Origin of the sequence: Streptomyces sp. NPDC014995, assembly GCF_043080745.1 — a bacterium.
Taxonomy (GTDB): Bacteria; Actinomycetota; Actinomycetes; order Streptomycetales; family Streptomycetaceae; genus Streptomyces.
On sequence record NZ_JBIBVX010000003.1, the window covers coordinates 265,263 to 291,445 of the forward strand.

The following is a 26,183-nucleotide window of genomic DNA, read 5'->3' on the forward strand; positions in this document are numbered from 1 at the left end:
AGACGTCGATGTCTCATCTAGGGTATGGTTGTCTCATGGCTGTCGACCGTGACCACGTGCTGCGCAGCGCCGCGGCGCTGCTGACCCGCAGATCCACCGCGACCATGGACGAGGTCGCCAAGGCCGCCGGGATCAGCCGGGCCACCCTGCACCGGCACTTCGCCGGCCGCGACGCGCTCGTACGCGCCCTGGAGGCGCTCGGCATCGAGGAGTGCGACGCCGCCCTGGACGCGGCCCGCCTGGCCGACGGCCCGGCGAGCGACGCCGTGCACCGCCTGGTGCGCGAGATCGAACCCGCCGCCCCTCTGCTCGCCTTCCTCTACACCGAGAACCAGCTGTTCGAGGGGGAGGAGCAGAACCAGGGCTGGGCCCGGATCGACGACCGCATCGCGACCCTCTTCCGGCGCGGCCAGGCGAGCGGCGAGTTCCGCATCGACCTCACCCCGGCCTGGCTGACCGAGGCGCTCTACGGCCTGCTGGCCTCCGGCGCCTGGGCGGTCACGGAAGGCCGGGTCGCCCGCAAGGACTTCACCCACATGATCGTCGAGCTGCTGCTCGGCGGCGCACTGCGGAGAGAACAGTCATGACCGGCACCCTGCCGTCGGCGACCACGCCCGAGGCGGTGCGGCGTCCGGGCCGCTGGGCCGCGCTGACGGTGCTGGTGCTCGCCGTCCTGCTGGTGGCCGTCGACGCGACCGTCCTCGGACTCGCCACCCCGTACATCAGCGAGGACCTCAAGCCCTCCGGCACCCAGCTCCTGTGGATCGGCGACGTCTACTCCTTCGTCATCGCAGGCCTGCTGGTGTCGATGGGCAGTCTCGGCGACCGCATCGGCCGCAAGCGGATCCTGCTCGGCGGCGCCACCGCCTTCGGCGCCATATCCGTGCTGAACGCCTACGCGACGACACCGGAGCTGCTGATCGCGGCCCGGGCGCTGCTCGGTGTCGCCGGCGCGACGCTGATGCCGGCCACGCTCGCCCTGATCCGCAACCTCTTCCACGATCCGCGCGAGCGCAGCCTGGCGGTGGGCATCTGGGGCGCGGCGGCCTCCGCCGGAACGGCGGTCGGCCCGATCGCCGGCGGTTTCCTCCTCGAACACTTCTGGTGGGGCTCGGTCTTCCTGATCAACCTGCCCGTGATGGCGGTCCTCGTCCTCGTCGGCCTCAGGACCCTCCCCGAGTCCCGCAATCCCCACCCGGGCCCCTGGGATTTGACCAGTGTCGTGCTGTCGCTCGTCGGCATGATCGGAGTCGTCTACGCCGTCAAGGAGGCCGCCACGCACGGTCTCACCCCGGGCACCCTCACCGGGGGCCTGGTGGGCACGGCCGCGCTGTACGGGTTCGTACGCCGCCAGCTGACGCTCCCGGTCCCGCTGCTGGACATGCGCCTGTTCCGCAACCGCGGCTTCAGCGGCGCGGTCCTGGCCGACCTGCTGACCATCCTCGGCCTGTCCGGCCTGGTCTTCTTCCTGTCGCAGTACCTGCAACTCGTCCAGGGCAGGCGCCCGTTCGAGGCGGGTCTGGCCGAACTGCCCGCCGCTGTCGGCGCGGTGGCGGCCGGCCTGATCGCGGGTCGCGCCGCCCGGCGCTTCTCGGTCCGCGCGGTCGTCTCCGGCGGCCTCGCGGCGATCGGCCTGGCCCTGGCCGCGCTGACCGTGATCGACGAGTCCACCGGCTACCCGCTGCTGGGCGCCGCCCTGCTGGTCGTCGGCGTGGGCGCCGGCTTCTCCTTCACGGTGACCGCCGACGTGATCCTGTCCTCGGTCCCCAAGGAACAGGCGGGCGCGGCCTCGGCGGTCTCGGAGACGGCGTACGAACTGGGCGCGGCCCTGGGCATCGCCGTGCTGGGTTCGATCGTGACGGGTGTGTACCGCGACTTCACCGGCCCGGCGGGCACGCCGGCCGCGGCCCACGAGTCACTGGGGGGAGCGGTGGAGGTGGCGGGTCACCTGCCGTCGGCGACCGCGCGGGACCTGTTGTCCTCGGCCAGGGAGGCCTTCGTCGACGGCCTCACGATCGCGGCGGGGGCGGGTGCGGCGGTCCTCATGGCGACGGCGGTGGCGGCATGGTTCATGCTGCGGGGCCAACGGCTGGACAGCCGGCCCTGACGGGCGCGGGCCTGTGCCGATGTGCGGCTCCGCCGCGTGGGCGCGAGCGACCACGACACACCCGCACCCCTGCCGCCCCGACGGCGAACCCTTACGCCGCCTTGGCCTTGGTCGCGTACATGTCCACGTACTCCTGCCCCGACAACCGCATCACCTCGGCCATCACCGAGTCGGTCACCGCCCGCAGCACATAGCGGTCCCGGTCCATCCCGTCGTACCGGGAGAACTCCATCGCCTCCCCGAACCGCACGGTGACCCGGCTCGGGCGCGGCATCCCCGCCCCACCCGGCTGGATCTTGTCCGTGCCGATCATCGCGAACGGCACCACCGGCGCGCCGGTCATCAGGGTGAGCCGGGCGATACCCGTACGCCCCCGGTACAGCCGCCCGTCGGGCGATCGGGTCCCCTCGGGGTAGATCCCGAAGACCCTGCCCTCCTCCAGGATCCGCCGCCCGGTCATCAGGGCCGCGACCCCGCCCTTGCCGCCGTCGCGGTCGACCGGGATCATGCCGACGCCGGTGAAGAACCAGGCCATCAGCCGGCCCTTGAACCCCTTGCCGGTGACGTACTCGTCCTTGCCGATGAAGAAGACCTGCCGGTCGCACACGAGCGGAAGGATCATCGAGTCGATGAAGGTGAGGTGGTTGCCGGCCAGAATCACCGGACCCTCGCCCGGGATGTGCTCCACGCCTTCGACCCGGGGTCGGAACATCAGGCGCATGACCGGTCCGAGCACTGCCTTGATGAGCGCGAAGCGGGACAACGAGCCCTCCGATGCCAAGGGATAGCGGTATAAGTCTGTGCAGGTGAGGACGATACTCGCGGGGCCCCGGGTACCGCACATCGGGTTCACCGAGGCCTTACGCACTGTTGACCTACGTTTACCTGAACGGGTGCCTCGTAGCCGGTCCGTCACACGGATGGAACGATGTGAGGGAGCTTCGCCGCACGCCGCGACCCGCCCCGCGGGGAGGCGGACGCGGCCGGGCCGGCCGACACCCGACCGGCTACCCCAGCCCGCCGCACCGAATCCGACGGTCCGTCACACCTCCGCAGGGCATACGCCATTCGCTGTCATCCGCGTGTTCGAGTCGACGTCTCCCTCCGGCCATGTGTGCGCCCCTACGATCGGCGCGCACGGACGAGCCGACGGCAGGGAGGCCCTCATGGGAACGCGCGAGTCGCAGGAGTCGCAGGAGTCGCAGATGTCACAGGACGCGCGGGAGTCGAACGACCGGGCGGGGGGAACCGGGCGGCGGGTGTTCCTCGGGGCGGCTGCCGCACTCGGCGCCACCGGGACGGCCCTCGGGCTGACCGGCACCGCGCAAGCCGCCGCGCGGCACGGCGCGCGTCAGGGCGGCAAGGGCCTCAAGAGCCTGCCCGTGCCGACGATCATCGGACACCGGGGCGCCAGCGGCTACCGGCCCGAGCACACCTTCGGTGCCTATGAGCTCGCCCTCGACCTGGGCGCCGACATCGTCGAGGCCGGCGACCTCGTCCCCACCAGGGACGGTCACCTCGTCTGCCGCCACGAGCCGGAGATCGGCGGCACCACGGACGTGGCGGACCACCCCGAGTTCGCCGACCGCAGGACCACCAAGCTCCTGGACGGCGTCTCCACCACCGGCTGGTTCACCGAGGACTTCACCCTCGCCGAGCTGAAGACCCTGCGCGCGACCGAGCGCATCCCGGCCAACCGTCCCCACAACACCCTCTACAACGGCCGCTGGGGGATCCCCACCTTCGAGGAGGTCCTCGAGTGGCAGGACGAGCAGACCCGCGGGCGCGGCAAGCAGGTCTGGATCTACCCCGAGCTCAAGCACCCCACCTACTTCCGCAAGCTGGGCCTGAGCCTGGAGGAGCGGGTCGCCAAACTGCTGCGCAAGCACGGCAAGGACGGCAAGAACGCGCCGGTCGTCCTTCAGTCCTTCGAGCCGACCAGCATCCAGCGCCTGAACAAGCTGGTCGACAACCCCCTCGTCGTCCTCCTCTCCGGCCCGACCACCCGGCCCTGGGACTTCGTCGAGACCGGCGACCCGCGCACCGTCGCCGACCTCGTCACCCGCGCGGGGCTCCGCGAGATCGCCGGCTACGCCCAGGGCATCGGCCCCACCCTCGACCTGGTCATCCCGAAGGACGCGAACGGCAACCTCACCACCCCCACCACCCTGGTGAAGGACGCCCACGCGGTCGGCCTGATCCTGCACCCCTGGACCCTGCGCAACGAGAACCCCTTCCTCCCGGCGAACCTCCGCAAGGGCACCGACGCGGACGCCTACGGCGACGTCTTCGGCGCCTACCGGACGTACTTCGCGACCGGCATCGACGGCGTCTTCACCGACCAGCCCGACACGGGCCTGCTGGCCCGCGAGGACCACGTCAACGGCTGAGCGACCCGTTGGGGTGACGACGCGGCCGCCCGGGCAACCCACGGCCGGGCGGCCGCGTCGTGCCGCACATGAAGCACGACTTGCTCGCCGACCTGCGCCCCCTGCTCACCGCGGAGGCCTCCGCCGAGGCGTACGCCATTGGCACCGAGCCCGCCGACCTCGAACAGGCGGTCTGGCTGCGCCTGCTGGAACACCTCGCCACCGACGGCCCGCCCCCCGATCCGCAGGACTGGCTGCGCCACGCCGTCCGCGCCGAGTCCCGCCGCACCCGCCGCACGACCCGCCGGGAACGGCCGTACGAGACCGATCCCGCCGACGACAGCGAGCGCGGCCCCGAGCACCTCGTCCTCACCGGCGCCCGCCACCGCGCCCTGCGCGACGCCGTGCGCCGTCTCCCCGGCCGCTGCCCCCGTCTCCTCCAGGCCCTGCTGTCCCCGAAGGACCTCACGTACCGGGAGATCGCGGGGGAGTTGGGTATCTCACAGGGCAGTCTTGGACCGGAACGCTCCAGATGTCTGGGATGTCTGCGGCGTCTGCTCGCGCCGGAGGTTGCGACCCGCCAAGTGCGGGGATAGAGGTGAAGAACCACAGGCGATCAGGTGAGCGGGAGGCGTGCGCACATGGGCATGAGCGTGACCATCTCGGTGGCGACCGAGCAGGATGCCGAGCAGATCTTCAGGCTGCAGTACCTGTGCTTCCAGAGCGAAGCCGCGCTGTACGGCAACTACCGCATCGCCCCGCTCGTCCAGACCCTCGACTCGGTCCGGCAGGAGCTGGCCTCCGACTGCGTCTTCGTGGCCCGGCTGGGCGAGGAGGTCGTCGGCTCGGTCCGCGGCACCATCACCGAGGACGGCGCCGCCGCCATCGGAAAGCTCTGCGTCCATCCCCGCCTCCAGGGTCACGGCATCGGCGCCCGGCTGCTGCGGGCCGCCGAGTCCGCTCTCGTCGAGGAACGCGGCGCCAAGAAGTTCCGCCTCTTCACCGGCCACCGCAGCGAGGGCAACCTCCGCCTCTACCGCCGCGTCGGCTACGAGACGGTGGGCACCGCCCAGGGCACGGACGGCGTACCGATGATCGTCCTGGAGAAGGCGGCGGGGGAGTACGCGGCAACGGCGTGACGGCGGGCCGGTCCTCGCGGGCCGCGGGGGACTGCCCGATCGGCCACCTTCGGTCCGCAGCCGCCTACGGCCGGCCCGCAGTCACCCGCGGTCCGCAGCCCCCGTCGCCCCTCAGTCGCGCTGTCGTGCCCGCGCCCCGCGCAACCAGTACAGGGCGGACAGGGGAAGCAGCACGGGAATGAACACGTACCCCATCCCGTAGTCCGACCACACGGTGGAGTCGGGGAAGGCGGACGGCTCCACCAGCGTCCACGTACCGACGACCAGCACACCCGCGAGCTCGGCGGCGCAGCACACCTGGGCCGCCCGCCGCGCGGTCTCCCCACCCCGCACCAGCGAGTACGTGATGAACCCGTACACCACACCCGCCACCGCCGACAGCGAGTAGGCCAGCGGCGCCCGGTCGAACTCCGTCGCGATCTGGTACGCCGACCGCGACACCGCTCCCACGACCATCACGCCGTAGAACCACACCAACACCAGCCCCGGCCCTCCGATGAGCCGCGCCGGCCTCTCCTCGGCGGCCGTCATCTCAGCCTCCCCAGATGTCATGGAGGCGCACCTCGAGGACGGCGAGCACGACGGCGCCGGCCGCGACCGTCACCGACCCCCACCGGGTCCGCTCGGCCAGCGACATGAATCCCGCCGCCGGCACGCAGGCGAACGCGCCCAGCAGATACGCCACGAAGATCGTCGTGCCCTGCTCCGGCCTCTCGCCCCGCGCCAGCTGCACGATCCCCACCACCAGCTGCGCCAGCGCCAGCACCGACACCACGGCCATCCCGATGAAGTGCCAGTCCTTCGTCGGCTGGTCACGGTAGGCAGCCCAGCCGCACCACGCGGCGAGCAACAGCGCGGCGACACCGGTCACCAGCGTCAGGACATCAAGCATGCAGCGACCTTATTACGGCCGAAACGGCCCCCTGCGGGCGGCCCCGGGGCGCCACGTAGGGTCCGGACCATGACGATCCACGCACAGGCCCTCCTCTTCGACAACGACGGCACTCTCGTCTCCACCCTCGCCTCCGTCGAGCGCTGCTGGACCCGCTGGGCCCGGGAGTACGGGATCACCGCCGAGGACTTCGCGCGCGTCGAACTGCACGGACGCCCGGCCGTGGAGATAGTCGCCGACCTGCTGCCCGCCCGGCTCGTGCCGGAGGCCGTCGCCCGCGTCGAACAGCTCGAGGTGGACGACGTCCCGCACGGCGGCGTCGAACTGCTCCCGGGCACGGAGGCGTTCCTGGACACCCTCCCCGCCGACCGCTGGGCCGTCGTCACCTCCGCCACCCGGCGCCTGGGCGAGGCCCGCCTCGCGGCCGTCGGCATCCGCCCCAAGACCCTGGTCACCGCGGACGACGTCACCCGGGGCAAGCCCGACCCCGAGCCCTACCTGCTCGCCGCCCGCGAACTCGGCGTCGACCCGGCCCACTGCGTCGTCTTCGAGGACGCCCCGGCAGGCCTGGCGGCCGGGCGCGCGGCCGGCATGAGGACCGTGGCATTGGCCACAACCCACCCGGCCCACGAGCTCGACGCCGACCTGGTGGTGCGGGACCTGTCCGCCTTGTCCGCACTGGTCACCGACGGGGGAGTGGCGATCTCCGAGCGCGTCTGAGGCTGTCCACGGCTGTCCAGCATGCGGACAGCGCGGCTTTGTCAGGACCGTAGGTCTGCTTTACTGATCACATGACCACGACGAGCAGCCGCACCCTTGCGACCGAGGCGACGATGACGCCCGGTGCTCGTTGTCTGTGTCGAATGTGCGCCTTCTAGAGGGCCCCCGCACCACCCCCGAGCTCGCGCCCCGAAGCGAGCCGCAGTGGCACGTCCGTACGCCGTGAGCCGTATGCGACCCGAGCCGCGCCCAGCGCACATGTTCTCCCCCGGTTCCATCGCCACCGCGAGAACCGTGTCGCGTCCCTGACCGATTCGCACCCGTGCCCGGGCACACCCACGCCCGCGCACTCGACAGTGACGGAAACCCAGTGATCACCACATCGGGCCTGACCAAGGTCTACCGCTCGCGCGGCCGTGAGGTCACCGCCCTCGACGGCGTCGACCTGCACGTCCGCGAAGGCGAGGTGTACGGCGTCATCGGCCAGTCCGGCGCCGGCAAGTCCTCGCTGATCCGCTGCATCAACCTGCTCGAGCGCCCCACCTCCGGGACGGTCACCGTCGCCGGGCAGGACCTCACCGCCCTCGCCGGGCGCGGTCCGCGCGCGGGCCGGGAACTGCGCACGGCGCGCAGCCGTATCGGGATGGTCTTCCAGCACTTCAACCTGCTGTCCTCGCGGACCGTGCAGGACAACGTCGAGCTGCCGCTGGAGATCCTCGGCAAGTCGGGGAAGGAACGTTCCCGCAAGGCGCTCGAACTCCTCGACCTCGTCGGTCTCGCCGACAAGGCCAAGGCCTACCCCGCCCAGCTCTCCGGCGGCCAGAAGCAGCGCGTCGGCATCGCCCGCGCCCTCGCCGGCGACCCCAAGGTGCTGCTCTCCGACGAGGCCACCAGCGCCCTCGACCCGGAGACCACCCGCTCGATCCTGACGCTGCTGCGCGACCTGAACCGGCAGCTCGGCCTGACCGTCCTGCTCATCACGCACGAGATGGACGTGGTCAAGAGCATCTGCGACTCGGCCGCGCTCATGGAGCAGGGCCGCGTCGTCGAGTCCGGCACGGTCGGCGAACTGCTCGCGAAGCCCGGCTCCGAGCTGGCCGCCGCGCTCTTCCCGGTGGGCGGCGAGGCCGGCGGCGACGACCGTACCGTCGTCGACGTCACCTTCCACGGCGAGGCCGCCACCCAGCCGGTCATCTCGCAGCTGTCGCGCACCTACAACATCGACATATCGATCCTGGGCGCCGCCATCGACACCGTCGGCGGCCTCCAGGTCGGCCGGATGCGCATCGAACTGCCCGGCCGCTACGAGGACAACGTCGTACCGATCGGCTTCCTGCGCGAACAGGGTCTTCAGATCGACGTGCGGGGCGCTGCCGAACCGGCGTCCCCGCTGGTGAAGGACGGTGCCAAGTGACCTGGTCCGAGATGCGGCCCCTGCTGGAGCAGGCGTGTTGGGACACCCTCCACATGGTGGGCTGGTCCACGCTCATCGCCGTGGCCGGCGGCCTCCCGCTCGGCATCCTCCTGGTCCTGACCGACCGGGGCGGCCTGCTGCAGAACGTCGTCGCCAACAAGGTGACCGGGCAGGTCGTGAACGTCGCCCGCTCCATGCCGTTCATCATCCTGATGGTCGCGCTGATGGGCTTCACACGCTCCATCACCGGCACGACCATCGGCCGCGAGGCCGCCATCGTGCCGCTCGCGATCGGCGCCATCCCCTTCTTCGCGCGCCTGGTCGAGACGGCTGTCCGCGAAGTGGACGGCGGCCTCGTCGAGGCCGTGCAGTCGATGGGCGGCAACACCTGGACCATCGTCCGCAAGGTCCTCGTACCGGAGGCCCTGCCCTCGCTGATCGCCAGCACCACCACCACGATCGTCGCCCTCATCGGCTACTCCGCGATGGCCGGCACGGTCGGCGCCGGCGGCCTCGGCGACATCGCCATCCGCTACGGCTACCAGCGCTTCGAGACCGAGCTGATGTGGATCACCGTCGCGATCCTCGCCGTCGTCATCTCGCTCATCCAGTTCGCCGGCGACTTCGCGGCCCGCTCCCTGCACCGCCGCGGCGGCCGTTCGGGCCCCGAGCCCAGGCTGCGGCTGCTGAAGGCCGGGGAGCCCACGACCGCCGACATCGGCAAGGTCGCCTGACCCACCCCCTCAGGACTCCCCGCACACCCCCAGCGGGGTCGCACCACCATCAGGAAAGGCACTTTTCGTGCGTAACACCGCCAAGATCACCACCGCCGTCCTCGCCGCCGGAGCCCTCACCCTCGGGCTCACCGCCTGCGGCTCGGACCAGGACTCCGCCTCCGGCACCAGCGGCCCGCTGATCGTCGCCGCGAGCCCGACCCCGCACGCCGAGATCCTCACCTACGTCAAGGACAACCTGGCGAAGAAGGCGGGCCTCGACCTGGAGGTCAAGGAGTTCACCGACTACGTCACGCCGAACACGGCGACGGAGGACGGCTCCGTGGGCGCCAACTACTTCCAGAACCAGCCGTACCTCGACGACTTCAACAAGAAGAACGGCACCCACGTCGTGCCCGTCGTCACGGTCCACCTGGAACCGCTCGGCCTCTACTCCAACAAGGTCAAGAGCGTCGACGACCTGAAGAGCGGTGCGACCGTCGCCGTCCCCAACGACACCGTCAACGAGGCGCGCGCCCTGAAGCTCCTCGCCGCGAACGGGCTCATCACCCTCAAGGACGGCGCGGGCAACTCGGCGACCCCCGCCGACATCACCAAGAACCCCAAGAACCTCGAGTTCAAGGAGCTGGAGGCGGCCCAGACCCCGCGCTCCCTGAACGACGTGGACGCCGCCGTCGTCAACGGCAACTACGCGATCGAGGCCGACCTCAAGCCCGCCGAGGACGCGCTCGTCCTGGAGTCCGCCAAGGACAACCCGTACGGCAACTTCCTCGCCGTCAAGGAGGGCAACGAGGACGACCCGCGCGTGAAGAAGCTCGCGAAGCTCCTCACCTCCGCCGAGGTCAAGAAGTTCATCGAGGACACGTACGCCGGCTCGGTCATCGCCTCCTTCTGAGGCGCCGACTCCACGGCGGACACCGCCGTCCCGGGCCGGCCCCGTCCGGCCCGTACGGGGTGGCGCAGTCCGTACGGACATCCGTACCCGGCGTCCCCGTCGCCGAGCCGGTGACGGGGACGCCCACGAGGCCGGCCCCCGGTGTGTACGCGCGGGGTCCGCTCCATCACCCGGAGTGGACCCCGTGGTGCGTCGCGATGCGTTCATGCTGCATGCTGGGCAGTTCAGCGGGCCTGACGGTCAAGCAGGTCGGATCCCGACGGTTTCGAAGGTTACGGAGCGGCGCATGACGAGCACCTTCCCCACCATCTCCATCAGCACGGAGCGGTTGGTGCTGCGTCCCCTCGACGAGGACGACGTGCCCGCCCTCGCCGAGATGATGAACGACGAGCAGGTCGCGGCCTGGACCGCCGTCCCCCAGCCCTTCACCGAGGACGGCGCCCGCACCTGGATCGGCGAGTACGCCCCCGCCGAACGCGCGGCGGGCCGCGGCCTCGACCTCGCCGTCACCGAGTTCCTCACCCAGCGGCTCGTCGGCGTGATCCAGCTCGGCAAGACCAACTGGCACGTCCGCTCCACCGAACTGTCGTACATCATCGCCCCCTGGGCCCGGGGCGAGGGCTACGCCTCCGAGGCGGCGCTGGCCACCGCCCAATGGCTCTTCACCGACCAGAAGTTCGAGCGCATCGAGCTGCGCACCGCCGCCGACAACACCGCCTCGCAGCAGGTCGCGCAGAAGATCGGCTGCATCAGCGAGGGCGTCCTGCGCAACGCCTGCATAGCGCGTGCCCGCGCCGAGGACGGCACCTGGACCGAGGTGCGCACCGACTTCATCGTGTGGAGCCTCCTCCCGGAGGACCTGGAGGGCGCCGGGGAGCAGTTCGCGGAGAGCGGCGGCTACACGTCCTACACCGACTGGAACTGACCCCGGGTCACCGCACCGCCACCGCCCGGTCCCGCGCGACCGGGTACCCTCACGGAGCCCGCTGCCTGCGCAAACCCCCGGGAGACTGAGGACGATGGCCGACCGCGTCACGGTGATCGGCTGGGACGGCTCGCCGCTGACCGCCGCGGCCCGCTCCGCCCTGGGTGCCGCCACACTGGTGGCCGGCGCCGCCCACCACCTGGCGCTGCCCGAAGTGCCACCCCCCGCCGAACGCATCCGCCTCGGCAGCGTCGCTCTCGCCGCCCGCCGTATCGCTTCCCACCGCGGCACCGCGGTCGTGTTCGCCGACGGCGACCCCGGCTTCTTCGGCGTCGTACGCACCCTGCGCGCACCCGAGTTCGGCCTGGAGGTCGAGGTCGTTCCGGCCGTCTCCTCCGTCGCCGCCGCCTTCGCCCGCGCCGGTATGCCCTGGGACGACGCCCAGGTGGTCGTCGCACACCGGCGCACCCTGCGCCGCGCGGTGAACGTGTGCCGCGCCCACACCAAGGTCGCCGTCCTCACCTCACCCGGCGCCGGCCCCGCCGAACTGGGCCTGCTCCTGGAGGGCGTCCACCGCACCTTCGTCGTCTGCGAGGAACTCGGCACCGACCGCGAACAGGTCAGCGTCGTCACCTCCGACAAGGCCGCCGACCACACCTGGCGCGACCCCAACGTCGTCATCGTCATCGGAGGACCCGCCGGCCCCGTGGGTGCCGGGGAGAGCGGCTGGATCGCCGGCCGAGACCCGGGCACCGGCCCGCGCGGCTGGGCCCTGCCCGCCGAGGCGTACGGCGGTGACCTCGGCGAGGGCGAGTCGGAACTGCTCCGCGCGGCCCAACTCGCCCGTCTGGGGCCGCGCGTCGGCGACCTCGTCTGGGACATCGGCTGCGGCGGCGGCGCCTTCGCGACCGACGCCGCGCGGGCGGGGGCGGCCGTCATCGCCGTCGACCGCGACCGGGAGGCGTGCGCCCGCACCGACGCCTCCGCACGTCACTACGGCGTCCAGCTCCAGATCGTCCACGGCACCGCCCCGCACGTCCTGGAGAACCTGCCCGAACCGGACGTCGTGCGCGTCGGCGGCGGGGGAGCGGCCGTGGTCTCCGCGGTCGCCGACCGCCGTCCGCAGCGCATCGTCACCCACGCCATGACCCGCGACGCCGCCGAACTCGTCGGCCGCGACCTGACCGAACACGGTTACCGCGTCGAGTGCGCCCTCCTCCAGTCCGTCGAACTCGACACGCGGGCCTGGACGGAGACGGAGCGGAGCGTCGCGTTCCTGCTCAGCGGGGTCCTGCCCGACCGGCCGGCGTGACCCGGTCCGCCCTCCCCGTGATCCTGTTGTCGTACCGCGCGCGGTAGGCTGGCCGATCGTCGTACCGCATCCGGTCGCCCGGCACTTCGTCGGTCAATGTCCGGAAAACGCATCCGTTTTGGGATGCGTGTGGTACGGCAGAACCGGAGGGCGCGCAACGTGGCGCAGTCCACAGTGGAGCGTCGCGGATCAAGGTGTCGCGACGCGGCGACGGCCGGGACAATGCCACTGAATGGCTTTGTCGCTTTTTCGGGCGGGTCGTTCGTGCCGCTGGGCGCGGACGCTCGTTCTTCACTACGGGGCGGTCGGTGCGCCGCTCCGGGTGAGCTGGTCGTAGGAGCACTAACCGATGGGCGAGGGGTACGCATGACCGACACCGGCCAGGTCCCGGGCGAGGGACTGCCGGAGAACGCAGGCATGGTGGAGCAGCCGGGCGCCCCCGCGCACGGCGCGTACACCTACCTCTCCGAGACCACCGCCGAGGACGAAGACCTGTTGCTGCTGCCGGGCGCCCAGAGCGCCTGGGGCAACGAGGTGGCGCCACCCGCGCCGGAGCCGGTGGTCGAGGCCGTGCACGAACCGGTTGCCGAGGCCGTGCACGAACCGGGCCCGCACGAGACGGCCGGCCGCGACAGCGGTTCGGTCGACCTCAGCGCGGTCCGCCTGCCGGGGCCGACGGCGCCGTCGACCCCGATCCCGCCGATCACGCCCCGCCGGCCCTTGCACCTGGGCCCGCCCATCCCCAACACCTCCGCCAGCCCGGTCCGCTCCCTCGCCGACCGCGGCCCCGCCGGGGCGCCGGTACGCCACCCCGGTCCGGCCACGTCCGGCCCGGAGTACCTCGACGTCCCGCCCCTGCGTGAGACGCCTCCGCAGGGCGCGGCGCCCTGGGGCGCCCAGGCCGCGGCCCAGGCGCCGGTCGGCGCAGGGGCGGCCCCGGGGGAAACGGTTGTTCCGGCAGCCCAGCCGCAGCCCGAGCCGGTGGGCGCGGCCCAGGCGCTCGTGGCCCGTGTGGCCACGGAGGCCGTCACGGCCACGGCTGCCCCGCAGGGTGCTGAGCACGGGCCCGCGGACGAGACACCGCAGGCCCAGGAGGCCGCGTCCCTGAACGCCGTTGCGGGCGCGCAGGCCGGCGCGACAGCCGTGGGTCAGGCGCAGGGCGCGGTCGGCGCGGCGGGAGCCGCGGCGCCCGGCGAGGCCGCGCCGAGCACGGCCCCGGTAGCTGCGGCGGAGCCCGTTTCGGACTCCGCCTCCGTGTCCGGTCCGGGCCAGGTGTCCGAGCCCGTGCCCGGCCAGGTGTCCGAGCCCGTGCCCGCCTCCGTGCCCGGCCAGGTGTCCGAGCCCGTGCCCGGTCCCGGCCAGGCGTCCGAGCCCGCCGTCGCGCCGGCCGTGGGCCGGCCGGTGGACGGGGCGCAGGCGCCGGAGGCCGTAGCGGTTCCTGAGGGCGGGCCCGCGGACGCGGCCGCCGCCGTCGCTCCCGAGCACCCGCAGACCATCGAGCACCCGCAGGCCCCGGAGTCGGCCCCGGTTGAGCCCGTCCCGGCCCCCGAGGCGAGTTCCCCCGACGCGGTCCAGGCCCCGGACGCGGTCGAGAATCCCGTGGCTGCCGCCGCCGAAGCGGCCGAGGCCCCGACGGCGCCTGCACCTGCCCCGGTCGCTGACGCGCCCGTGGTGGAGGCGGCTGCTCAGGTTGCCGAGGTGCCCGTGGTGGAGGCGGCCCAGACTGCCGAGGTGCCCGTGGTGGAGGCGGCTCAGGTCACGGAGGCGTCCGTGGCGGAGGCGGCTCAGGTCACGGAGGCGCCCGCACCCGAGACGGCTCCGGCCGCCGAGGCACCCGCGCCCGCATCCGCCCCTGAGGGTCCGGCTCCCGACGGGGCGCCCGCAGCCGAGGCCCTGGCTCCCGAGCCGGCTCCGGCTGCCGCAGCACCCGTCCCCGTCCCGGCCCCCGAGGCGGTCCCCGCGGCCGAGGCTCCCGAATCCGACGCCGCCGAGCCCCCGGCCCCCGGCGCGGCTCAGGTCCCTGCGCCCGACCCCGACTCCGCCCCTGCCCTTTCGCCCGACCTCGCCCAGGCTCCCGAGGCGGCAGCTCCCGCAACCCCTCAGCTGCCCGAGCCCGTCGCCCCTGGCGCCGAGCCGGTCGCCCCTGCCGCCGCCGAGCCGGTCGCCTCCGCCCCGGAGCCGGTTGCCCCCGCCCCGGAGGCGCCCGCCGCCACCCCGGAAGCGGCAGCCGCCCCCACCCCCGAGGCGCCCGCCCCGGCCCCGGAGCCCGTCGAGGCGTCCGCCGAGCCCGCCGTGGCCGCAGCCCCCGACGCCACCCCCGTCGCGGGCACCTCCCCGGCGCCCGCCGAGAGCGTCCCCGTCGAGCCGGTCGTCCAGCAGGCCGAGGCCGAGCAGGTGCCCCAGGAGCAGCCCGTGGCGGAACTCCCCGTACAGCCCGCGCCGGAGAGCGACCCCGCCCCGGAGCCGCAGCCGGAACAGCAGGTGGAGCCCGTGCACGAGACCCCGGCGCACGCAGCCCCCGCCCCCGGCCACATCGCGGACCCGGCATCTCACACCCCGGACACCACCGCGCCGGACACCACCGCCCCGGTGACGGCCGAGGCGGAAGCCGCTGCCGAGCCCGCCCCGGACACCGCGGCTCCCGCGGCGGCCACGCCCGCCGAGCCGCAGCCGGACGCCCCGCTGGGCGAGTTCGTGCCCGCGGAGGGCACGGTGCCCACCACCCCCCACCTCGCCCCCACCCCGCCGCACCCCGTCACGCTCCCGGCCGAGCCGCGAGCGACCGGGGTGCAGGTGCCCGGGTCGCAAGCGCCCGAGCCGCAGGCCGAAACCCCGGCCGCACCGGCCGCCGAGACTCCCGTCGCCAGGGTTCCCGCCCCGCGCGGAGCCGGGGCCCCGGTCGCGGCCACCCCGGAGACGGAGCCCGAGTCGAGCCCCGAGCCCGACCCGAACGTCGCACAGAACCCGGAGGACCTGGACACCAGGGCCGCCGACCAGGAAGAGAGCCAGGAAGAGCACCAGGAAGAGAGCGCGGCCCCGGTGGAAGAAGCACGACAGCCCGCCGGCCCCGCCGCGCCCGCGTACGACGACGCCGAGCGCGAGGCCGTGCTGAAGGTCATGCGCGAGCGCCGCGACATCCGCAACGGCTTCCGCAGCGACCCCATCCCGCACGAGGTGCTGCTGCGCGTCCTGGAGGCCGCCCACACCGCGCCGTCCGTCGGCCACTCGCAGCCCTGGGACTTCGTCGTCATCCGCTCCGCCGACACCCGCCGCGCCATGCACGAACTGGCGATGCGTCAGCGCGACGCGTACGCGAAGTCGCTGCCCAAGGGCCGGGCGAAACAGTTCAAGGAACTGAAGATCGAGGCCATCCTCGACACCCCGGTCAACATCGTCGTCACCGCCGACCCGACCCGCGGCGGCCGCCACACGCTGGGCCGCCACACCCAGCCCCAGATGGCGCCGTACTCCGCCGCGCTCGCCGTCGAGAACCTCTGGCTCGCCGCCCGCGCCGAGGGCCTCGGCGTCGGCTGGGTCAGCTTCTTCGACGAGCGCGAGATGGTCCGCGCCCTCGGCCTGCCCGAGCACCTCGACGTCATCGCCTACCTGTGCGTGGGCTACGTCGACGAGTTCCCGGACGAGCCCGAGCTGATGCAGGCCGGCTGGGCCAAGCGCCGCCCCCTGTCGTGGGTCGTCCACGAGGAGACGTACGGCCGTCGCGCGCTGCCCGGCGAGGACCCGCACGACCTGCTCGCCGAGACCGTCGCGGGGATCCGCCCGCTGGACGCCAAGGCGCTGGGGGAAGCCTGGGAACGGCAGAAGCGCATGACGAAGCCCGCCGGGGCGCTCGGCATGCTGGAGATCATCTCCGCCCAGCTGTCCGGCCTGTCCCGGCAGTGCCCGCCGCCGATCCCGGAGCCCGCGGCCGTGGCGATCTTCGCCGGTGACCACGGTGTGCACGCCCAGGGCGTCACCCCGTGGCCCCAGGAGGTCACGTCCCAGATGGTCGCCAACTTCCTGGGCGGGGGAGCGGTCTGCAACGCCTTCGCGACCCAGGTGGGCGCCGAGGTCTGCGTGGTGGACGTCGGCGTGGCGGCCGATCTCCCGGCCACCCCCGGCCTGCTGCCCCGCAAGATCCGCGCGGGCACGTCCGACATGACCACCGGCCCCGCGATGACCCGTGAGGAGGCCAAGCAGGCCATCGAGGTGGGCATCGAGACGGCCCGCGACCTGGTGGCGGCCGGCAACAAGGCGCTGCTCACGGGTGAGATGGGCATCGCCAACACGACGGCGTCCGCGGCCCTCATCTCCGTCTTCACGGGCGCGGACGCGGCCGAGGTCACCGGCCGCGGCACCGGCATCAACGACGAGACCCTCGCCCGCAAGACCGAGGTCGTCCGCCGCGCCCTCGAACTCCACCAGCCGGATCCGGCCGACCCCATCGGCGTCCTCGCGGCGATCGGCGGCTTCGAACACGCCGCGATGGTCGGCCTCCTGCTGGGCGGCGCCTCCCTGCGTACGCCGGTGATCCTGGACGGCGTCAGCGCCGGCGCCGCCGCCCTGGTGGCCCGTGCCATCGCCCCCGAGGTCCTCGCGGCCTGCATCGCGGGCCACCGTAGCGCCGAACCGGGCCACGTCGCCGCCCTCAACAAGCTGGGCCTGCGCCCCCTGGTCGACCTCGACCTCCGCCTCGGCGAGGGCACCGGCGCCCTCCTGGCCCTGCCCCTGGTCCAGAGCACGGCACGCGCCATGCACGAGGTGGCGACGTTCGATTCGGCGGGGGTCACCGAGAAGTAGGACCCGCTCGGGGTCGGCGGGCATGCGCTCCCAGGTGCCCCCCGACCCCGCCGTACGCTGAACGCACGTCTTAAAATCCGCACGTCAGGGCCGCTCCGGAGCCGCAGCGCCCATCCCCTGCCTGTTCGAGGAGCCGCACCTCATGGCCGAACACCCCGCCTACCCCGTAGGTCTCCGCCTCACCGGCCGTCGGGTCGTCGTCCTCGGCGGTGGCCAGGTGGCCCAGCGCCGCCTCCCCGCACTGATCGCGGCAGGCGCCGACATCCACCTCGTATCCCCGGGAGCGACCCCGTCCGTCGAGGCGATGGCGGACGCGGGCGAGATCACCTGGCACCGGCGCCCCTACGCCGAGGGCGACCTCGCGGACGCCTGGTACGCCCTGATCGCCACCAGCGACCCGGAGGCGAACCGGAGGGCCTCCGCCGAGGCGGAGGCGCACCGCGTGTGGTGCGTGCGCTCCGACGACGCCGACCAGGCGACCGCCTGGACCCCCGCCACCGGCACCAGCGAGGGCGTCACGGTCGCCGTCCTCACCACGAACGCCCGCGGCCGCGACCCCCGCCACACCGCCGCCATCCGCGACGCGGTGGTCGAGGGCCTGCGCGACGGCACCCTGGTCGCGCCCCACCACCGCACCCGCACCCCCGGCGTGGCGCTGGTCGGCGGCGGCCCCGGCGACCCGGACCTGATCACGGTCCGCGGCCGCCGCCTCCTCGCCGAGGCGGACGTCGTCATCGCCGACCGGCTGGGCCCGCGCGACCTCCTCGCCGAACTCCCGCCGCACGTCGAGGTCATCGACGCGGCGAAGATCCCGTACGGCCGTTACATGGCCCAGGAGGCCATCAACAACGCGCTGATCGAGCACGCCAAGCAGGGCAAGTCCGTCGTCCGCCTCAAGGGCGGCGACCCGTACGTCTTCGGCCGGGGCATGGAGGAGCTCCAGGCCCTCGCCGAGGCCGGCATCCCCTGCACGGTCGTCCCGGGCATCTCCAGCTCGATCTCCGTCCCGGGCGCGGCCGGCATCCCGGTCACCCACCGCGGCGTGGCCCACGAGTTCACGGTGGTCAGCGGCCATGTCGCCCCCGACGACGAGCGTTCCCTGGTCGACTGGCCGTCCCTGGCGAAGCTCACCGGCACGCTCGTCATCCTCATGGGCGTCGACAAGATCGGAAAGATCGCCGAGACCCTGGTAGCCCACGGGAAGCCGGCGGACACCCCCGTCGCCCTCGTCCAGGAGGGCACGACGGCGGCCCAGCGCCGCGTCGACGCGACCCTGGCGACGGTCGCCGAGACGGTCCGTGCCGAGGACGTGAAGCCCCCGGCCGTGATCATCATCGGCCAGGTCGTCACCGTCGGCCCGCCGACGTCGGCGTAACCCGGGGTAACAGAACCCGTACCGAGCCGTTGGCACCGCACCCAGGACAAGGCAGTATCACCCCTGTGGCCGATCTCATCACCGTTGAGGACCCTGCCGACCCGCGCCTGCGCGACTACACCGGTCTGACCGACGTGGAGCTGCGCCGCAGGCGCGAACCCGCCGAGGGCCTGTTCATCGCCGAGGGCGAGAAGGTCATCAGACGGGCCAAGGAAGCCGGCTACGAGATGCGGTCGATGCTGCTCTCCGCCAAGTGGGTCGACGTCATGCGCGACGTCATCGACGAGCTCCCGGCCCCGGTCTACGCCGTCAGCCCGGAGCTCGCCGAACGCGTCACCGGCTACCACGTCCACCGCGGCGCCCTCGCCTCCATGCAGCGCAAGCCGCTCCCGACGGCCGCCGAACTCCTGCGCACCACCCGCCGGGTCGTGATCATGGAGTCGGTGAACGACCACACCAACATCGGCGCCATCTTCCGCTCGGCAGCCGCCCTCGGCATGGACGCCGTCCTGCTCTCCCCGGACTGCGCCGACCCGCTCTACCGCCGCAGCGTGAAGGTCTCCATGGGCGCGGTCTTCTCGGTGCCGTACGCCCGCCTGGACACCTGGCCCAAGGGCCTGGACTCGGTCCGCGAGGCCGGCTTCACGCTCCTCGCCCTCACCCCGGACGAGAAGGCCCGCAGCCTGGACGAGGCCGCCCCCCACACGATGGACAGGGTCGCCCTCATGCTGGGCGCGGAGGGCGACGGCCTGTCCACCCAGGCCCTGGTCGCCGCCGACGAATGGGTCCGCATCCCCATGTCCCACGGCGTCGACTCCCTCAACGTGGGCGCGGCGGCCGCCGTCGCCTTCTACGCGGTGGCGACGGGCCGCCCGCGGACGTAGCCCACGGGACCTACCCGCCCAGGATCCCGCCGGCCTCCGGCCGCACGTGTTCCTGAGCCTGCCGCTGGTCCCCCACGACACCGGTGTCGCCCCGAAGGCCCTGGGCCGGCCCCTGGCAGCCCTGGACCACCGCGATACCGAGCGCCACGAGCAGCGTCACCACGACGAAGACGAACAGCCGCTGCCGCAACAGCCGGGGATTGGCGGGCCGCCGCCCGGTCCCCGTGGTTCTCGGCGCCGGACGGCCGGCCCCGCTGCGGGGCGACGGCCGACTGCCGCTGCCGGAACGGGTGTTCCGTCCGGCGGGCGTGTTCCGGGACGCCGGAGTGGGCCGGGCCCCGGACCGCGACGACGACGGCACACCGCCACCGCGCGAGCCACTCCCGCTCCGCGCGCTCCCGCCCCGCGACGGCGTCCCGCCCCGGGAAGGCGACGAGCCGCGCGAGGACGGCACCCCGCCCCGCGGCACCGGCGTGCGCGGCTGGCGCAGTGTGCGCTCCGGATAGCTGTGATCGGCCAGCCGCCCGGTCGGCCGGTCCGCCTCGCCGGCGCGCGGTACGGGCGGCCGGGCGTCGCCCGGTCCCTGGGACTCACGGGCCGCGATCTCCTTCAGCCGCAGCGAGAGATCGAGCGTACTGGGCCGCTCCTCGGGGTCCTTCGCCAGGCAGGCCTGGATCAGTGGGGCGAGGGCGTCCGGTACGCCGTGCAACTGGGGCTCCTCGTGCACCACCCGGTACAGCATCACCTCGGAACTGCCGTGCCCGAAGGGCGAGTCGGCCATCGAGGCGTACGCCAGCGTGGCACCGAGCGAGAAGACGTCGGTGGCCGGGGTGACCGCCGCGCCGCGCACCTGCTCGGGCGCCAGGAAGCCGGGGGAGCCGACCGCCGTACCGACATGGGTGAGCGTCGAGGCACCCGTGGCCCACGCGATGCCGAAGTCGATGATCCGCGGCCCCTTGGGGGAGAGCAGGATGTTCGACGGCTTCAGATCCCGGTGCACGACGCCGGCCTCGTGGACCGCGACGAGCCCCTCCGACAGCGCGGCCCCGATCGCCGCGAGCTCGGCCGCCCCCAGCGGGCCGTCGTCGACGACCTTGTCGTGCAGGGAGGGGCCGGGCACGTACTGGGTGGCGAACCACGGCCGGTCGGCGTCCAGGTCCGCCGCGACCAGCCGGGCGGTACACCCGCCCCTGATCCGTCGCGCCGCCGAGACCTCACGCGCGAACCGCGACCGGAACTCCTGGTCCTCGGCCAGATCGGGCCGGATCACCTTCAGCGCGACCCGCTGCCCCTTCTTGTCGGAACCCAGATAGACGACGCCCATCCCGCCCGCGCCGAGCCGTCGGTGAAGCTTGAACGAGCCGACGACGCGCGGGTCCTCGCGCCTCAGGCGCATCATCGCCATGTTCATCCCCGCTGCCCGGTCCGTGTGACGTGGCACAGCTTACGTTTCCACGGCCGTTCCCGCGCAGAGGCCGCGCCCTCTCGGCCCGATCGATTGTCAGTGCCGGGTGGGAGACTTGAAGAGTGGTCAGAGGGCCTGCGAACAGGCGTGCTTTGCCAACCCTTTGATCTCAACCACCTGTCACAGAAGGGGGATTGAACCCGTGAAGGGTGACCGAGTGGAGATAGTCGTCGACGCCGGCGACACGACACGGACCTATGAGGTGGTGGCCGGCAGGGCGGGCCGCCGCGTGGAGACGGCGGTACGCCGAGGGGTGGTGGAGGTGAGCGAAGTCACGCGCAACGGCACCGTCGTCCGTACCGCCCGTTTCATGGCGAACAGGGTCCTCGCCCTGGTCGAGCAGCCGGTTCCCCGCGAGGACAACTCGGAAAAGCGGATCGGTACCGGACGACCCCTCCGGGAAGACCCCGATACCTAGGCCGCCGTCTCCACCCAGGGGAGTACTCCGCAGGTCATGGCTCATCCTCGGGGAGGCCCGGCAATCGGTACGAGGGCATGACGCCCGGCGCCCGCCGCGCGCCTAGATTTGAGGTCAAGCGGCGGGTGCAGCACTCGTCCCCCGAGGTCAGACACCCGCCGCTGCCAACGACAACGGAGAACGGTCAGGAGAGGGACCATGGCCTACACGGCACCGCGGACACTGATCCGCAGGGAGGGACGCACCAGGCGCCCCCGCCGTACGGGCCGTCGCCACCCCCTGGTGGCGACGCTCATGGCCCTCCCCCTGGCGGTCCTGCTCCTCGTCGTCTTCGACGGCTGGGAAACAGTGGCCACACAGGCGTCGTCCGTGGGCGTGATGCTGGGGCGCTGAGCGGCGACCCCAGGCCCGGAAGAGCGGTCCGGGCGGGGACATCCACCCATGAAACCCCGTGGGGACGGGGGTGCGGCGGACGGCACAAATGCCGGCGCAGCTGGGGAGCTGCGCCGGCATTGCTCTGCCCTGACCCCGGAACGCCCGCTTCCCCCGAGGCACGGACGTGACCGGCCCGTGCCCCCGTCCACCGCCGGGCCTCGCCGCCACAGTCGGGGCGCTCCAACCGCCGGCCGGCAGGCCCGGAGGGCCCCGTTCCCGCCGTCCAGTCGCGGGCAGTCGTGCTGGCCCGGGGCGGCACGGGTGGGCGCAGGCGGCACCCCGCCCGCGCCGGGCTGCGCGACCCCCCCGCCCCGACACGGCGCATCCGGCAACCCCGGCCACGGCCCCTGCGTACGCTCGCCCACAGACCCGCACGCCCAGGGAGCCCCATGACCGCCACCCCCCTGCTCACCGAGCTCACCCTCCGAGCCCGAGCGCAGGCTCACGCAGTCAGGTCGCCCTGCCCCTGCGGCGCAGCCACCCTCGCCGACCGTCCCGACGCCACCGTCGTCCGCCACGCCGACACCGTCGCCAAGGCCCACGCCCCGGACACCACCCCGACGGACCTGACCCCCCGCCTCGCCGCCGCCACGCACCTCCCCGACGTCCTCCTCCCCCCACTCACCTCCACCCCCACCCCCCTGCACGGCCGCCTCGTCACCTTCTGGCCGTACGGCACCCCGGTGGACCCGGACGACCCGGACGCCGCCCCCTGGGAAGCCGCGGGCACCCTCCTCGCCCGACTCCACCGCACCCCCGCCCCCGTCCCGCTCCCTCCGATGCGCGGCCCCGCCAAAGCGGCCCTCGCCGTGACACGCCTCCGCGAGTCCGGCCCCCACCCCGGCGCCGCCCCGGTCCTGCGCGCCTGGAGCCACCTCCCCGCCTGGGCCCGTGCCGAGGCCCCCATGCCCGGCACCGCCACCCTCTGCCACGGCGACCTCCACCTCGGTCAGCTCGTGCGCCACCCCGCCCCCGACGGCCCTTGGCGCCTCATCGACGTCGACGACCTCGGCGTCGGCGTCCCGGCCTGGGACCTCGCCCGCCCCGCCGCCTGGTACGCCTGCGGTCTGCTCCCGCCCGAGGAGTGGACCCGCTTCCTGACCGCCTACCGCGAGGCGCACGGCCCGGCCGTCCCCGCCGAGGGCGACCCCTGGCCGGCCCTCGACGTCCCGGCCCGCGCCCTGACCGTCCAGACCGCCGCCCGCGCCCTCACGAAGGCGCTCGCGCAGGACCGCCCCCTGGACGAGGTCGAGCAGTCCCTCGTCGACGCCTGTGCGCGAATGGGGCCGGTGCCCCCGCAGTTGGCACCGAGTTCCGCGACATAGGGTGCAACCGACCGCAGCCGGACAGAGTCTGTCCTGGCGATACGCGAAGCAGGACCGACCGGCGAGGAGTTGAGCCGAACCATGCAGTGTCCGAAGTGTCACGCTCCCATGCACACCTACAACCGCAACGGCGTCCAGATCGAGCAGTGCAGCAACTGCCGTGGGATCTTCCTCGACTACGGCGAGCTGGAGGCGCTGACCCGCCTGGAGTCCCAGTGGTCCCAGCCGGCCCCGCCGCCTCCGGCCGCCCCGCAGGCCTACCCGCCGGCCCCGCCCGCTCCCGCCTGGGGCGCCCCGCACGGCGGCCACGGAGGGCACTACGGCCATCGCCGTAACAAGAGCTTCGGCCACATGCTCTTCTCCAGCTGAGCCGACGGGCCGGCCCGGCGCCGAGCCCGCACACGGAGAAGCCCCCGGCCGCAGAGACGGCCGGGGGCTCCGGAGTGTGGACGATACTGGGATTGAACCAGTGACCTCTTCCGTGTCAGGGAAGCGCTCTCCCGCTGAGCTAATCGTCCTCGGGACCACGACCCGCGGGTCGGGGGTGCTGCGTGCGCGATACTGGGATTGAACCAGTGACCTCTTCCGTGTCAGGGAAGCGCTCTCCCGCTGAGCTAATCGCGCGGGGGATCCGAAGATCCAGTGGACGATACTGGGATTGAACCAGTGACCTCTTCCGTGTCAGGGAAGCGCTCTCCCGCTGAGCTAATCGTCCTTGGAGGTGGAGACGGGATTTGAACCCGTGTAGACGGCTTTGCAGGCCGTTGCCTCGCCTCTCGGCCACTCCACCAGGAGTGTAGGGGACCGGGAAGATCCCTACTTCCTTCGAGCGGACGACGAGGCTCGAACTCGCGACCTCAACCTTGGCAAGGTTGCGCTCTACCAACTGAGCTACGTCCGCTTGTCGGTTCGGTCGGCTCACGCGTCCCGGCGACGTGTTGAACTCTAGCGGATTCCCGGGCCAGTACAAAAACGCGTTTGTGCAGCGTGCTGCCCTGCGTGCCGCCGAAGACCTGCTCGGGCTCCCAACGGGACATCCGCAGGCCACCCCCGGGACACCCGCCCTAGACTCGACACCGTGCTCGACCTCCCTCCTCTCGCCCGCTTCGGTGACCGAACCGCCACCGGCCTCCTCGATGTCACCGACGACCCCGCGGCCCTGGACTCCACCGGTTTCTGGGCCGTCTGCGCCGACTTCGAGGGCCGTCTGGTCTGCGCCCGGTTCGCGGACGTGCGCGTGGGGCCGGTGCCCGCGCCGGTACCGGGGGAGTGGCGGGGACCCGCGGACGGTGACTGGACGTCGTCCCTCGACCGCGCCGCGTACACGGCCGGGGTGCGCCGCATCCGCGAGCACATCGCGGCCGGCGAGGTCTACCAGGCCAACCTCTGCCGCGTCCTGTCCGCGCCGGTCGCGCCCGACGCCGACGTGGACGCGCTGACCGCGCTGCTCGCACGCGGCAACCCGGCGCCGTACGCAGGAACGATCCGTCTGCCCGGGTACGGCGTCGAGATCGCCACCGCGTCGCCCGAGCTCTTCCTGCGCCGCGACGGGCGGGTCGTCGAGTCCGGGCCGATCAAGGGCACCGGACGGACCGAGGCGGACCTCCTCGACAAGGACTACGCCGAGAACGTGATGATCGTGGACCTGGTCCGCAACGACATCGGGCGCGTGTGCGCCACGGGCAGCGTGACCGTCCCCGATCTGTGCGCGGTGGAGAAGCATCCGGGCCTCGTGCACCTCGTGTCGACCGTCCGCGGCGAGCTGAGGGAGGGCGCGGGATGGGCGGAGCTGCTCGACGCCGCCTTCCCGCCCGGCTCGGTCACCGGGGCGCCCAAGTCCAGCGCCCTCAGGATCATCGACGCGCTGGAGACCGCGCCCCGCGGCCCGTACTGCGGCGGTATCGGCTGGGTCGACGCCGACCGGGGCACGGGCGAGCTGGCCGTCGGCATCCGCACCTTCTGGATCGACCGCGCGGAAGGCGTGCTCCGCTTCGGTACCGGCGCCGGAATCACCTGGGGCTCGGACCCCGAGGCGGAGTGGCGGGAGACCGAGCTGAAGGCGGCCCGACTGCTCGCGGTAGCGTCGGGAGCGTACGAGGTGGAGGGAAGGACACTGACGTGAAGATCTGGCTCGACGGCGGACTGCAGGACACCGAGTCCGCCCGCGTCTCCGTCTTCGACCACGGCCTGACCGTGGGCGACGGCATCTTCGAGACCGTGAAGTCGGTGGACGGGAAGCCGTTCGCGCTGACCCGCCATCTCGACCGGCTGACCCGCTCCGCGCGCGGCCTCGGCCTGCCCGACCCCGACCACGACGAGGTCCGCCGCGCCTGCGCCGCCGTCCTCGAGGCGAACCCGATGCCGCTCGGCCGGCTGCGCATCACCTACACCGGCGGCCACGGCCCACTCGGCTCCGACCGCGGCGAGCACGGCCCGACCCTCGTGGTCGCCCTCGGCGAGACCACCCGCCGCCCCGACTCCACGGCCGTGATCACCGTGCCCTGGACCCGCAACGAGCGCGGCGCGCTCACCGGCCTGAAGACCACCTCGTACGCCGAGAACGTCGTCGCGCTGGCCCGCGCGCACCAACACGGCGCCTCCGAGGCGCTGTTCGGCAACACGGTCGGGCAGCTCTGCGAGGGCACGGGATCGAACGTGTTCGTCGTCCTCGACGGCGAGATCCACACTCCTCCGCTCGCTTCCGGCTGCCTCGCGGGCATCACGCGTGCGCTGGCCGTCGAGTGGACCGGAGCCAAGGAGACCGACCTGCCGCTGGAGGTGCTCCAGCAGGCCGATGAGGTCTTCCTCACCTCCACCCTGCGGGACGTCCAGGCCGTACACCGCGTCGACGACCGCGAACTGCCGGGTACGGCGGGCCCGGTGACCGCCAAGGCGATGCGGATCTTCGACGAGCGGGCGGGCGACGACCTCGACCCGTAGGGCCCGCGGGCAGCGCCGTACAGGGACGCCCCTGCGC

General features: G+C 73.1%; 24 protein-coding genes and 5 tRNA genes. 20 read left to right on the forward strand and 9 right to left on the reverse strand.

The features are described 5' to 3' along the window. Positions 1–35 precede the first annotated feature (35 nt). Positions 36–587 (forward strand): TetR/AcrR family transcriptional regulator, encoded by a 552-nt coding sequence (locus ACF1A1_RS08630; protein ID WP_391646855.1) that lies wholly within the window; start codon positions 36–38, stop codon positions 585–587. After that, entirely contained in the window at positions 584–2,107 is a 1,524-nt protein-coding gene (locus ACF1A1_RS08635) for an MFS transporter (protein ID WP_391646858.1), read from the forward strand. The genes ACF1A1_RS08630 and ACF1A1_RS08635 overlap by 4 nt, the downstream gene beginning before the upstream one ends. Before the next feature lie 91 nt (positions 2,108–2,198). Here the strand turns inward: ACF1A1_RS08635 and ACF1A1_RS08640 are convergent, their stop codons facing one another. Continuing rightward, entirely contained in the window at positions 2,199–2,870 is a 672-nt protein-coding gene (locus tag ACF1A1_RS08640; protein ID WP_391647194.1) for a lysophospholipid acyltransferase family protein, read from the reverse strand. A gap of 442 nt (positions 2,871–3,312) precedes the next feature. On the opposite strand from ACF1A1_RS08640, the gene ACF1A1_RS08645 reads away from it, so the two are divergent. The 3 genes from ACF1A1_RS08645 (at position 3,313) to ACF1A1_RS08655 (ending at position 5,615) form a co-directional block, all read left to right on the forward strand. Then, positions 3,313–4,497 carry a glycerophosphodiester phosphodiesterase gene (locus ACF1A1_RS08645; RefSeq protein ID WP_391647196.1) on the forward strand — a complete coding sequence of 395 codons (1,185 nt, stop codon included), beginning with the start codon at positions 3,313–3,315 and terminating at the stop codon, positions 4,495–4,497. Between the two features lie 68 nt (positions 4,498–4,565). Beyond that, positions 4,566–5,072, forward strand: a complete 507-nt coding sequence (locus tag ACF1A1_RS08650; protein ID WP_391646860.1) for a sigma-70 family RNA polymerase sigma factor — start codon at positions 4,566–4,568, stop codon at positions 5,070–5,072. 45 nt (positions 5,073–5,117) lie between these two features. Next, positions 5,118–5,615 carry a GNAT family N-acetyltransferase gene (locus tag ACF1A1_RS08655; protein WP_391646862.1) on the forward strand — a complete coding sequence of 166 codons (498 nt, stop codon included), beginning with the start codon at positions 5,118–5,120 and terminating at the stop codon, positions 5,613–5,615. A gap of 111 nt (positions 5,616–5,726) precedes the next feature. Here ACF1A1_RS08655 and ACF1A1_RS08660 read toward each other — a convergent pair whose 3' ends face one another. Together ACF1A1_RS08660 and ACF1A1_RS08665 are read right to left on the reverse strand one after the other, a co-directional pair. Continuing rightward, entirely contained in the window at positions 5,727–6,146 is a 420-nt protein-coding gene (locus ACF1A1_RS08660; RefSeq protein ID WP_391647198.1) for a hypothetical protein, read from the reverse strand. A gap of 1 nt (position 6,147) precedes the next feature. Continuing rightward, on the reverse strand, positions 6,148–6,507 hold the full coding sequence (locus ACF1A1_RS08665) for a hypothetical protein (RefSeq protein ID WP_391646864.1): 360 nt from the start codon (positions 6,505–6,507) through the stop codon (positions 6,148–6,150). A 69-nt stretch (positions 6,508–6,576) separates the two neighbouring features. Between ACF1A1_RS08665 and ACF1A1_RS08670 the strand changes: the two genes are divergently transcribed. The 9 genes from ACF1A1_RS08670 to ACF1A1_RS08710 all read left to right on the forward strand — a co-directional run bounded on the left by ACF1A1_RS08670 (position 6,577) and on the right by ACF1A1_RS08710 (position 19,563). Beyond that, a complete protein-coding gene (locus ACF1A1_RS08670) occupies positions 6,577–7,227 on the forward strand; it encodes an HAD-IA family hydrolase (protein ID WP_391646866.1) in 651 nt (216 codons plus the stop codon). A 370-nt stretch (positions 7,228–7,597) separates the two neighbouring features. Then, positions 7,598–8,641 (forward strand): methionine ABC transporter ATP-binding protein, encoded by a 1,044-nt coding sequence (locus ACF1A1_RS08675; protein ID WP_391646868.1) that lies wholly within the window; start codon positions 7,598–7,600, stop codon positions 8,639–8,641. Further along, the gene (locus ACF1A1_RS08680) at positions 8,638–9,375 is read left to right on the forward strand and encodes a methionine ABC transporter permease (protein ID WP_391646870.1); all 738 of its coding nucleotides are present in this window, start codon (positions 8,638–8,640) and stop codon (positions 9,373–9,375) included. The genes ACF1A1_RS08675 and ACF1A1_RS08680 overlap by 4 nt, the downstream gene beginning before the upstream one ends. A gap of 67 nt (positions 9,376–9,442) precedes the next feature. Beyond that, positions 9,443–10,270 carry a MetQ/NlpA family ABC transporter substrate-binding protein gene (locus ACF1A1_RS08685; RefSeq protein ID WP_391646872.1) on the forward strand — a complete coding sequence of 276 codons (828 nt, stop codon included), beginning with the start codon at positions 9,443–9,445 and terminating at the stop codon, positions 10,268–10,270. Positions 10,271–10,556: 286 nt separating this feature from the next. Continuing rightward, positions 10,557–11,195 (forward strand): GNAT family N-acetyltransferase, encoded by a 639-nt coding sequence (locus ACF1A1_RS08690; RefSeq protein WP_391646874.1) that lies wholly within the window; start codon positions 10,557–10,559, stop codon positions 11,193–11,195. Between the two features lie 94 nt (positions 11,196–11,289). Next, positions 11,290–12,507 carry a precorrin-6y C5,15-methyltransferase (decarboxylating) subunit CbiE gene (gene cbiE, locus ACF1A1_RS08695; RefSeq protein WP_391646877.1) on the forward strand — a complete coding sequence of 406 codons (1,218 nt, stop codon included), beginning with the start codon at positions 11,290–11,292 and terminating at the stop codon, positions 12,505–12,507. A gap of 366 nt (positions 12,508–12,873) precedes the next feature. After that, positions 12,874–17,304 carry a nicotinate-nucleotide--dimethylbenzimidazole phosphoribosyltransferase gene (gene cobT / locus ACF1A1_RS08700; RefSeq protein WP_391646879.1) on the forward strand — a complete coding sequence of 1,477 codons (4,431 nt, stop codon included), beginning with the start codon at positions 12,874–12,876 and terminating at the stop codon, positions 17,302–17,304. Between the two features lie 142 nt (positions 17,305–17,446). Beyond that, complete coding sequence (gene cobA / locus ACF1A1_RS08705; RefSeq protein ID WP_391646881.1) at positions 17,447–18,679, forward strand: uroporphyrinogen-III C-methyltransferase; 1,233 nt, start codon at positions 17,447–17,449, stop codon at positions 18,677–18,679. Positions 18,680–18,744: 65 nt separating this feature from the next. Next, a complete protein-coding gene (locus tag ACF1A1_RS08710) occupies positions 18,745–19,563 on the forward strand; it encodes a TrmH family RNA methyltransferase (protein WP_391646883.1) in 819 nt (272 codons plus the stop codon). 10 nt (positions 19,564–19,573) lie between these two features. Here the strand turns inward: ACF1A1_RS08710 and ACF1A1_RS08715 are convergent, their stop codons facing one another. Next, positions 19,574–20,974 (reverse strand): serine/threonine-protein kinase, encoded by a 1,401-nt coding sequence (locus ACF1A1_RS08715; protein WP_391647200.1) that lies wholly within the window; start codon positions 20,972–20,974, stop codon positions 19,574–19,576. Positions 20,975–21,170: 196 nt separating this feature from the next. On the opposite strand from ACF1A1_RS08715, the gene ACF1A1_RS08720 reads away from it, so the two are divergent. The 4 genes from ACF1A1_RS08720 (at position 21,171) to ACF1A1_RS08735 (ending at position 23,575) form a co-directional block, all read left to right on the forward strand. Then, a complete protein-coding gene (locus ACF1A1_RS08720) occupies positions 21,171–21,446 on the forward strand; it encodes a hypothetical protein (protein WP_391646884.1) in 276 nt (91 codons plus the stop codon). 198 nt (positions 21,447–21,644) lie between these two features. Further along, positions 21,645–21,839 carry a hypothetical protein gene (locus ACF1A1_RS08725; RefSeq protein WP_391646886.1) on the forward strand — a complete coding sequence of 65 codons (195 nt, stop codon included), beginning with the start codon at positions 21,645–21,647 and terminating at the stop codon, positions 21,837–21,839. A 431-nt stretch (positions 21,840–22,270) separates the two neighbouring features. Continuing rightward, on the forward strand, positions 22,271–23,206 hold the full coding sequence (locus ACF1A1_RS08730; protein WP_391646888.1) for a phosphotransferase family protein: 936 nt from the start codon (positions 22,271–22,273) through the stop codon (positions 23,204–23,206). A gap of 81 nt (positions 23,207–23,287) precedes the next feature. Beyond that, entirely contained in the window at positions 23,288–23,575 is a 288-nt protein-coding gene (locus ACF1A1_RS08735) for a zf-TFIIB domain-containing protein (RefSeq protein WP_391646890.1), read from the forward strand. A 77-nt stretch (positions 23,576–23,652) separates the two neighbouring features. Here ACF1A1_RS08735 and ACF1A1_RS08740 read toward each other — a convergent pair. The 5 genes from ACF1A1_RS08740 to ACF1A1_RS08760 all read right to left on the reverse strand — a co-directional run bounded on the left by ACF1A1_RS08740 (position 23,653) and on the right by ACF1A1_RS08760 (position 24,107). Beyond that, a tRNA-Val gene (locus tag ACF1A1_RS08740) sits at positions 23,653–23,724 on the reverse strand. Positions 23,725–23,758: 34 nt separating this feature from the next. Continuing rightward, a tRNA-Val gene (locus ACF1A1_RS08745) sits at positions 23,759–23,830 on the reverse strand. A gap of 19 nt (positions 23,831–23,849) precedes the next feature. Continuing rightward, a tRNA-Val gene (locus ACF1A1_RS08750) sits at positions 23,850–23,921 on the reverse strand. Between the two features lies 1 nt (position 23,922). Next, positions 23,923–23,996, reverse strand: a tRNA-Cys gene (locus tag ACF1A1_RS08755). Between the two features lie 38 nt (positions 23,997–24,034). After that, positions 24,035–24,107, reverse strand: a tRNA-Gly gene (locus ACF1A1_RS08760). Between the two features lie 177 nt (positions 24,108–24,284). Here ACF1A1_RS08760 and ACF1A1_RS08765 point away from each other — a divergent pair. Both ACF1A1_RS08765 and ACF1A1_RS08770 read left to right on the forward strand, forming a co-directional pair. Then, positions 24,285–25,328: a chorismate-binding protein gene (locus ACF1A1_RS08765; RefSeq protein ID WP_391646892.1), complete on the forward strand. Its 1,044-nt coding sequence runs from the start codon at positions 24,285–24,287 to the stop codon at positions 25,326–25,328. After that, complete coding sequence (locus ACF1A1_RS08770; protein ID WP_391646894.1) at positions 25,325–26,146, forward strand: aminotransferase class IV; 822 nt, start codon at positions 25,325–25,327, stop codon at positions 26,144–26,146. The genes ACF1A1_RS08765 and ACF1A1_RS08770 overlap by 4 nt, the downstream gene beginning before the upstream one ends. Positions 26,147–26,183: the final 37 nt, after the last annotated feature.

What these genes read in the sequence shown, in the direction of transcription:
- ACF1A1_RS08630 (WP_391646855.1), top strand. Translation starts at nt 36, where the DNA reads ATGGCTGTCGACCGTGACCACGTGCTGCGCAGCGCCGCGGCGCTGCTG.
- ACF1A1_RS08635 (WP_391646858.1), top strand. Translation starts at nt 584, where the DNA reads ATGACCGGCACCCTGCCGTCGGCGACCACGCCCGAGGCGGTGCGGCGT.
- ACF1A1_RS08645 (WP_391647196.1), top strand. Translation starts at nt 3,313, where the DNA reads ATGTCACAGGACGCGCGGGAGTCGAACGACCGGGCGGGGGGAACCGGG.
- ACF1A1_RS08650 (WP_391646860.1), top strand. Translation starts at nt 4,566, where the DNA reads ATGAAGCACGACTTGCTCGCCGACCTGCGCCCCCTGCTCACCGCGGAG.
- ACF1A1_RS08655 (WP_391646862.1), top strand. Translation starts at nt 5,118, where the DNA reads ATGGGCATGAGCGTGACCATCTCGGTGGCGACCGAGCAGGATGCCGAG.
- ACF1A1_RS08660 (WP_391647198.1), bottom strand. Translation starts at nt 6,146, where the DNA reads ATGACGGCCGCCGAGGAGAGGCCGGCGCGGCTCATCGGAGGGCCGGGG.
- ACF1A1_RS08665 (WP_391646864.1), bottom strand. Translation starts at nt 6,507, where the DNA reads ATGCTTGATGTCCTGACGCTGGTGACCGGTGTCGCCGCGCTGTTGCTC.
- ACF1A1_RS08670 (WP_391646866.1), top strand. Translation starts at nt 6,577, where the DNA reads ATGACGATCCACGCACAGGCCCTCCTCTTCGACAACGACGGCACTCTC.
- ACF1A1_RS08690 (WP_391646874.1), top strand. Translation starts at nt 10,557, where the DNA reads ATGACGAGCACCTTCCCCACCATCTCCATCAGCACGGAGCGGTTGGTG.
- cbiE (WP_391646877.1), top strand. Translation starts at nt 11,290, where the DNA reads ATGGCCGACCGCGTCACGGTGATCGGCTGGGACGGCTCGCCGCTGACC.
- cobT (WP_391646879.1), top strand. Translation starts at nt 12,874, where the DNA reads ATGACCGACACCGGCCAGGTCCCGGGCGAGGGACTGCCGGAGAACGCA.
- cobA (WP_391646881.1), top strand. Translation starts at nt 17,447, where the DNA reads ATGGCCGAACACCCCGCCTACCCCGTAGGTCTCCGCCTCACCGGCCGT.
- ACF1A1_RS08715 (WP_391647200.1), bottom strand. Translation starts at nt 20,974, where the DNA reads ATGAACATGGCGATGATGCGCCTGAGGCGCGAGGACCCGCGCGTCGTC.
- ACF1A1_RS08725 (WP_391646886.1), top strand. Translation starts at nt 21,645, where the DNA reads ATGGCCTACACGGCACCGCGGACACTGATCCGCAGGGAGGGACGCACC.
- ACF1A1_RS08730 (WP_391646888.1), top strand. Translation starts at nt 22,271, where the DNA reads ATGACCGCCACCCCCCTGCTCACCGAGCTCACCCTCCGAGCCCGAGCG.
- ACF1A1_RS08735 (WP_391646890.1), top strand. Translation starts at nt 23,288, where the DNA reads ATGCAGTGTCCGAAGTGTCACGCTCCCATGCACACCTACAACCGCAAC.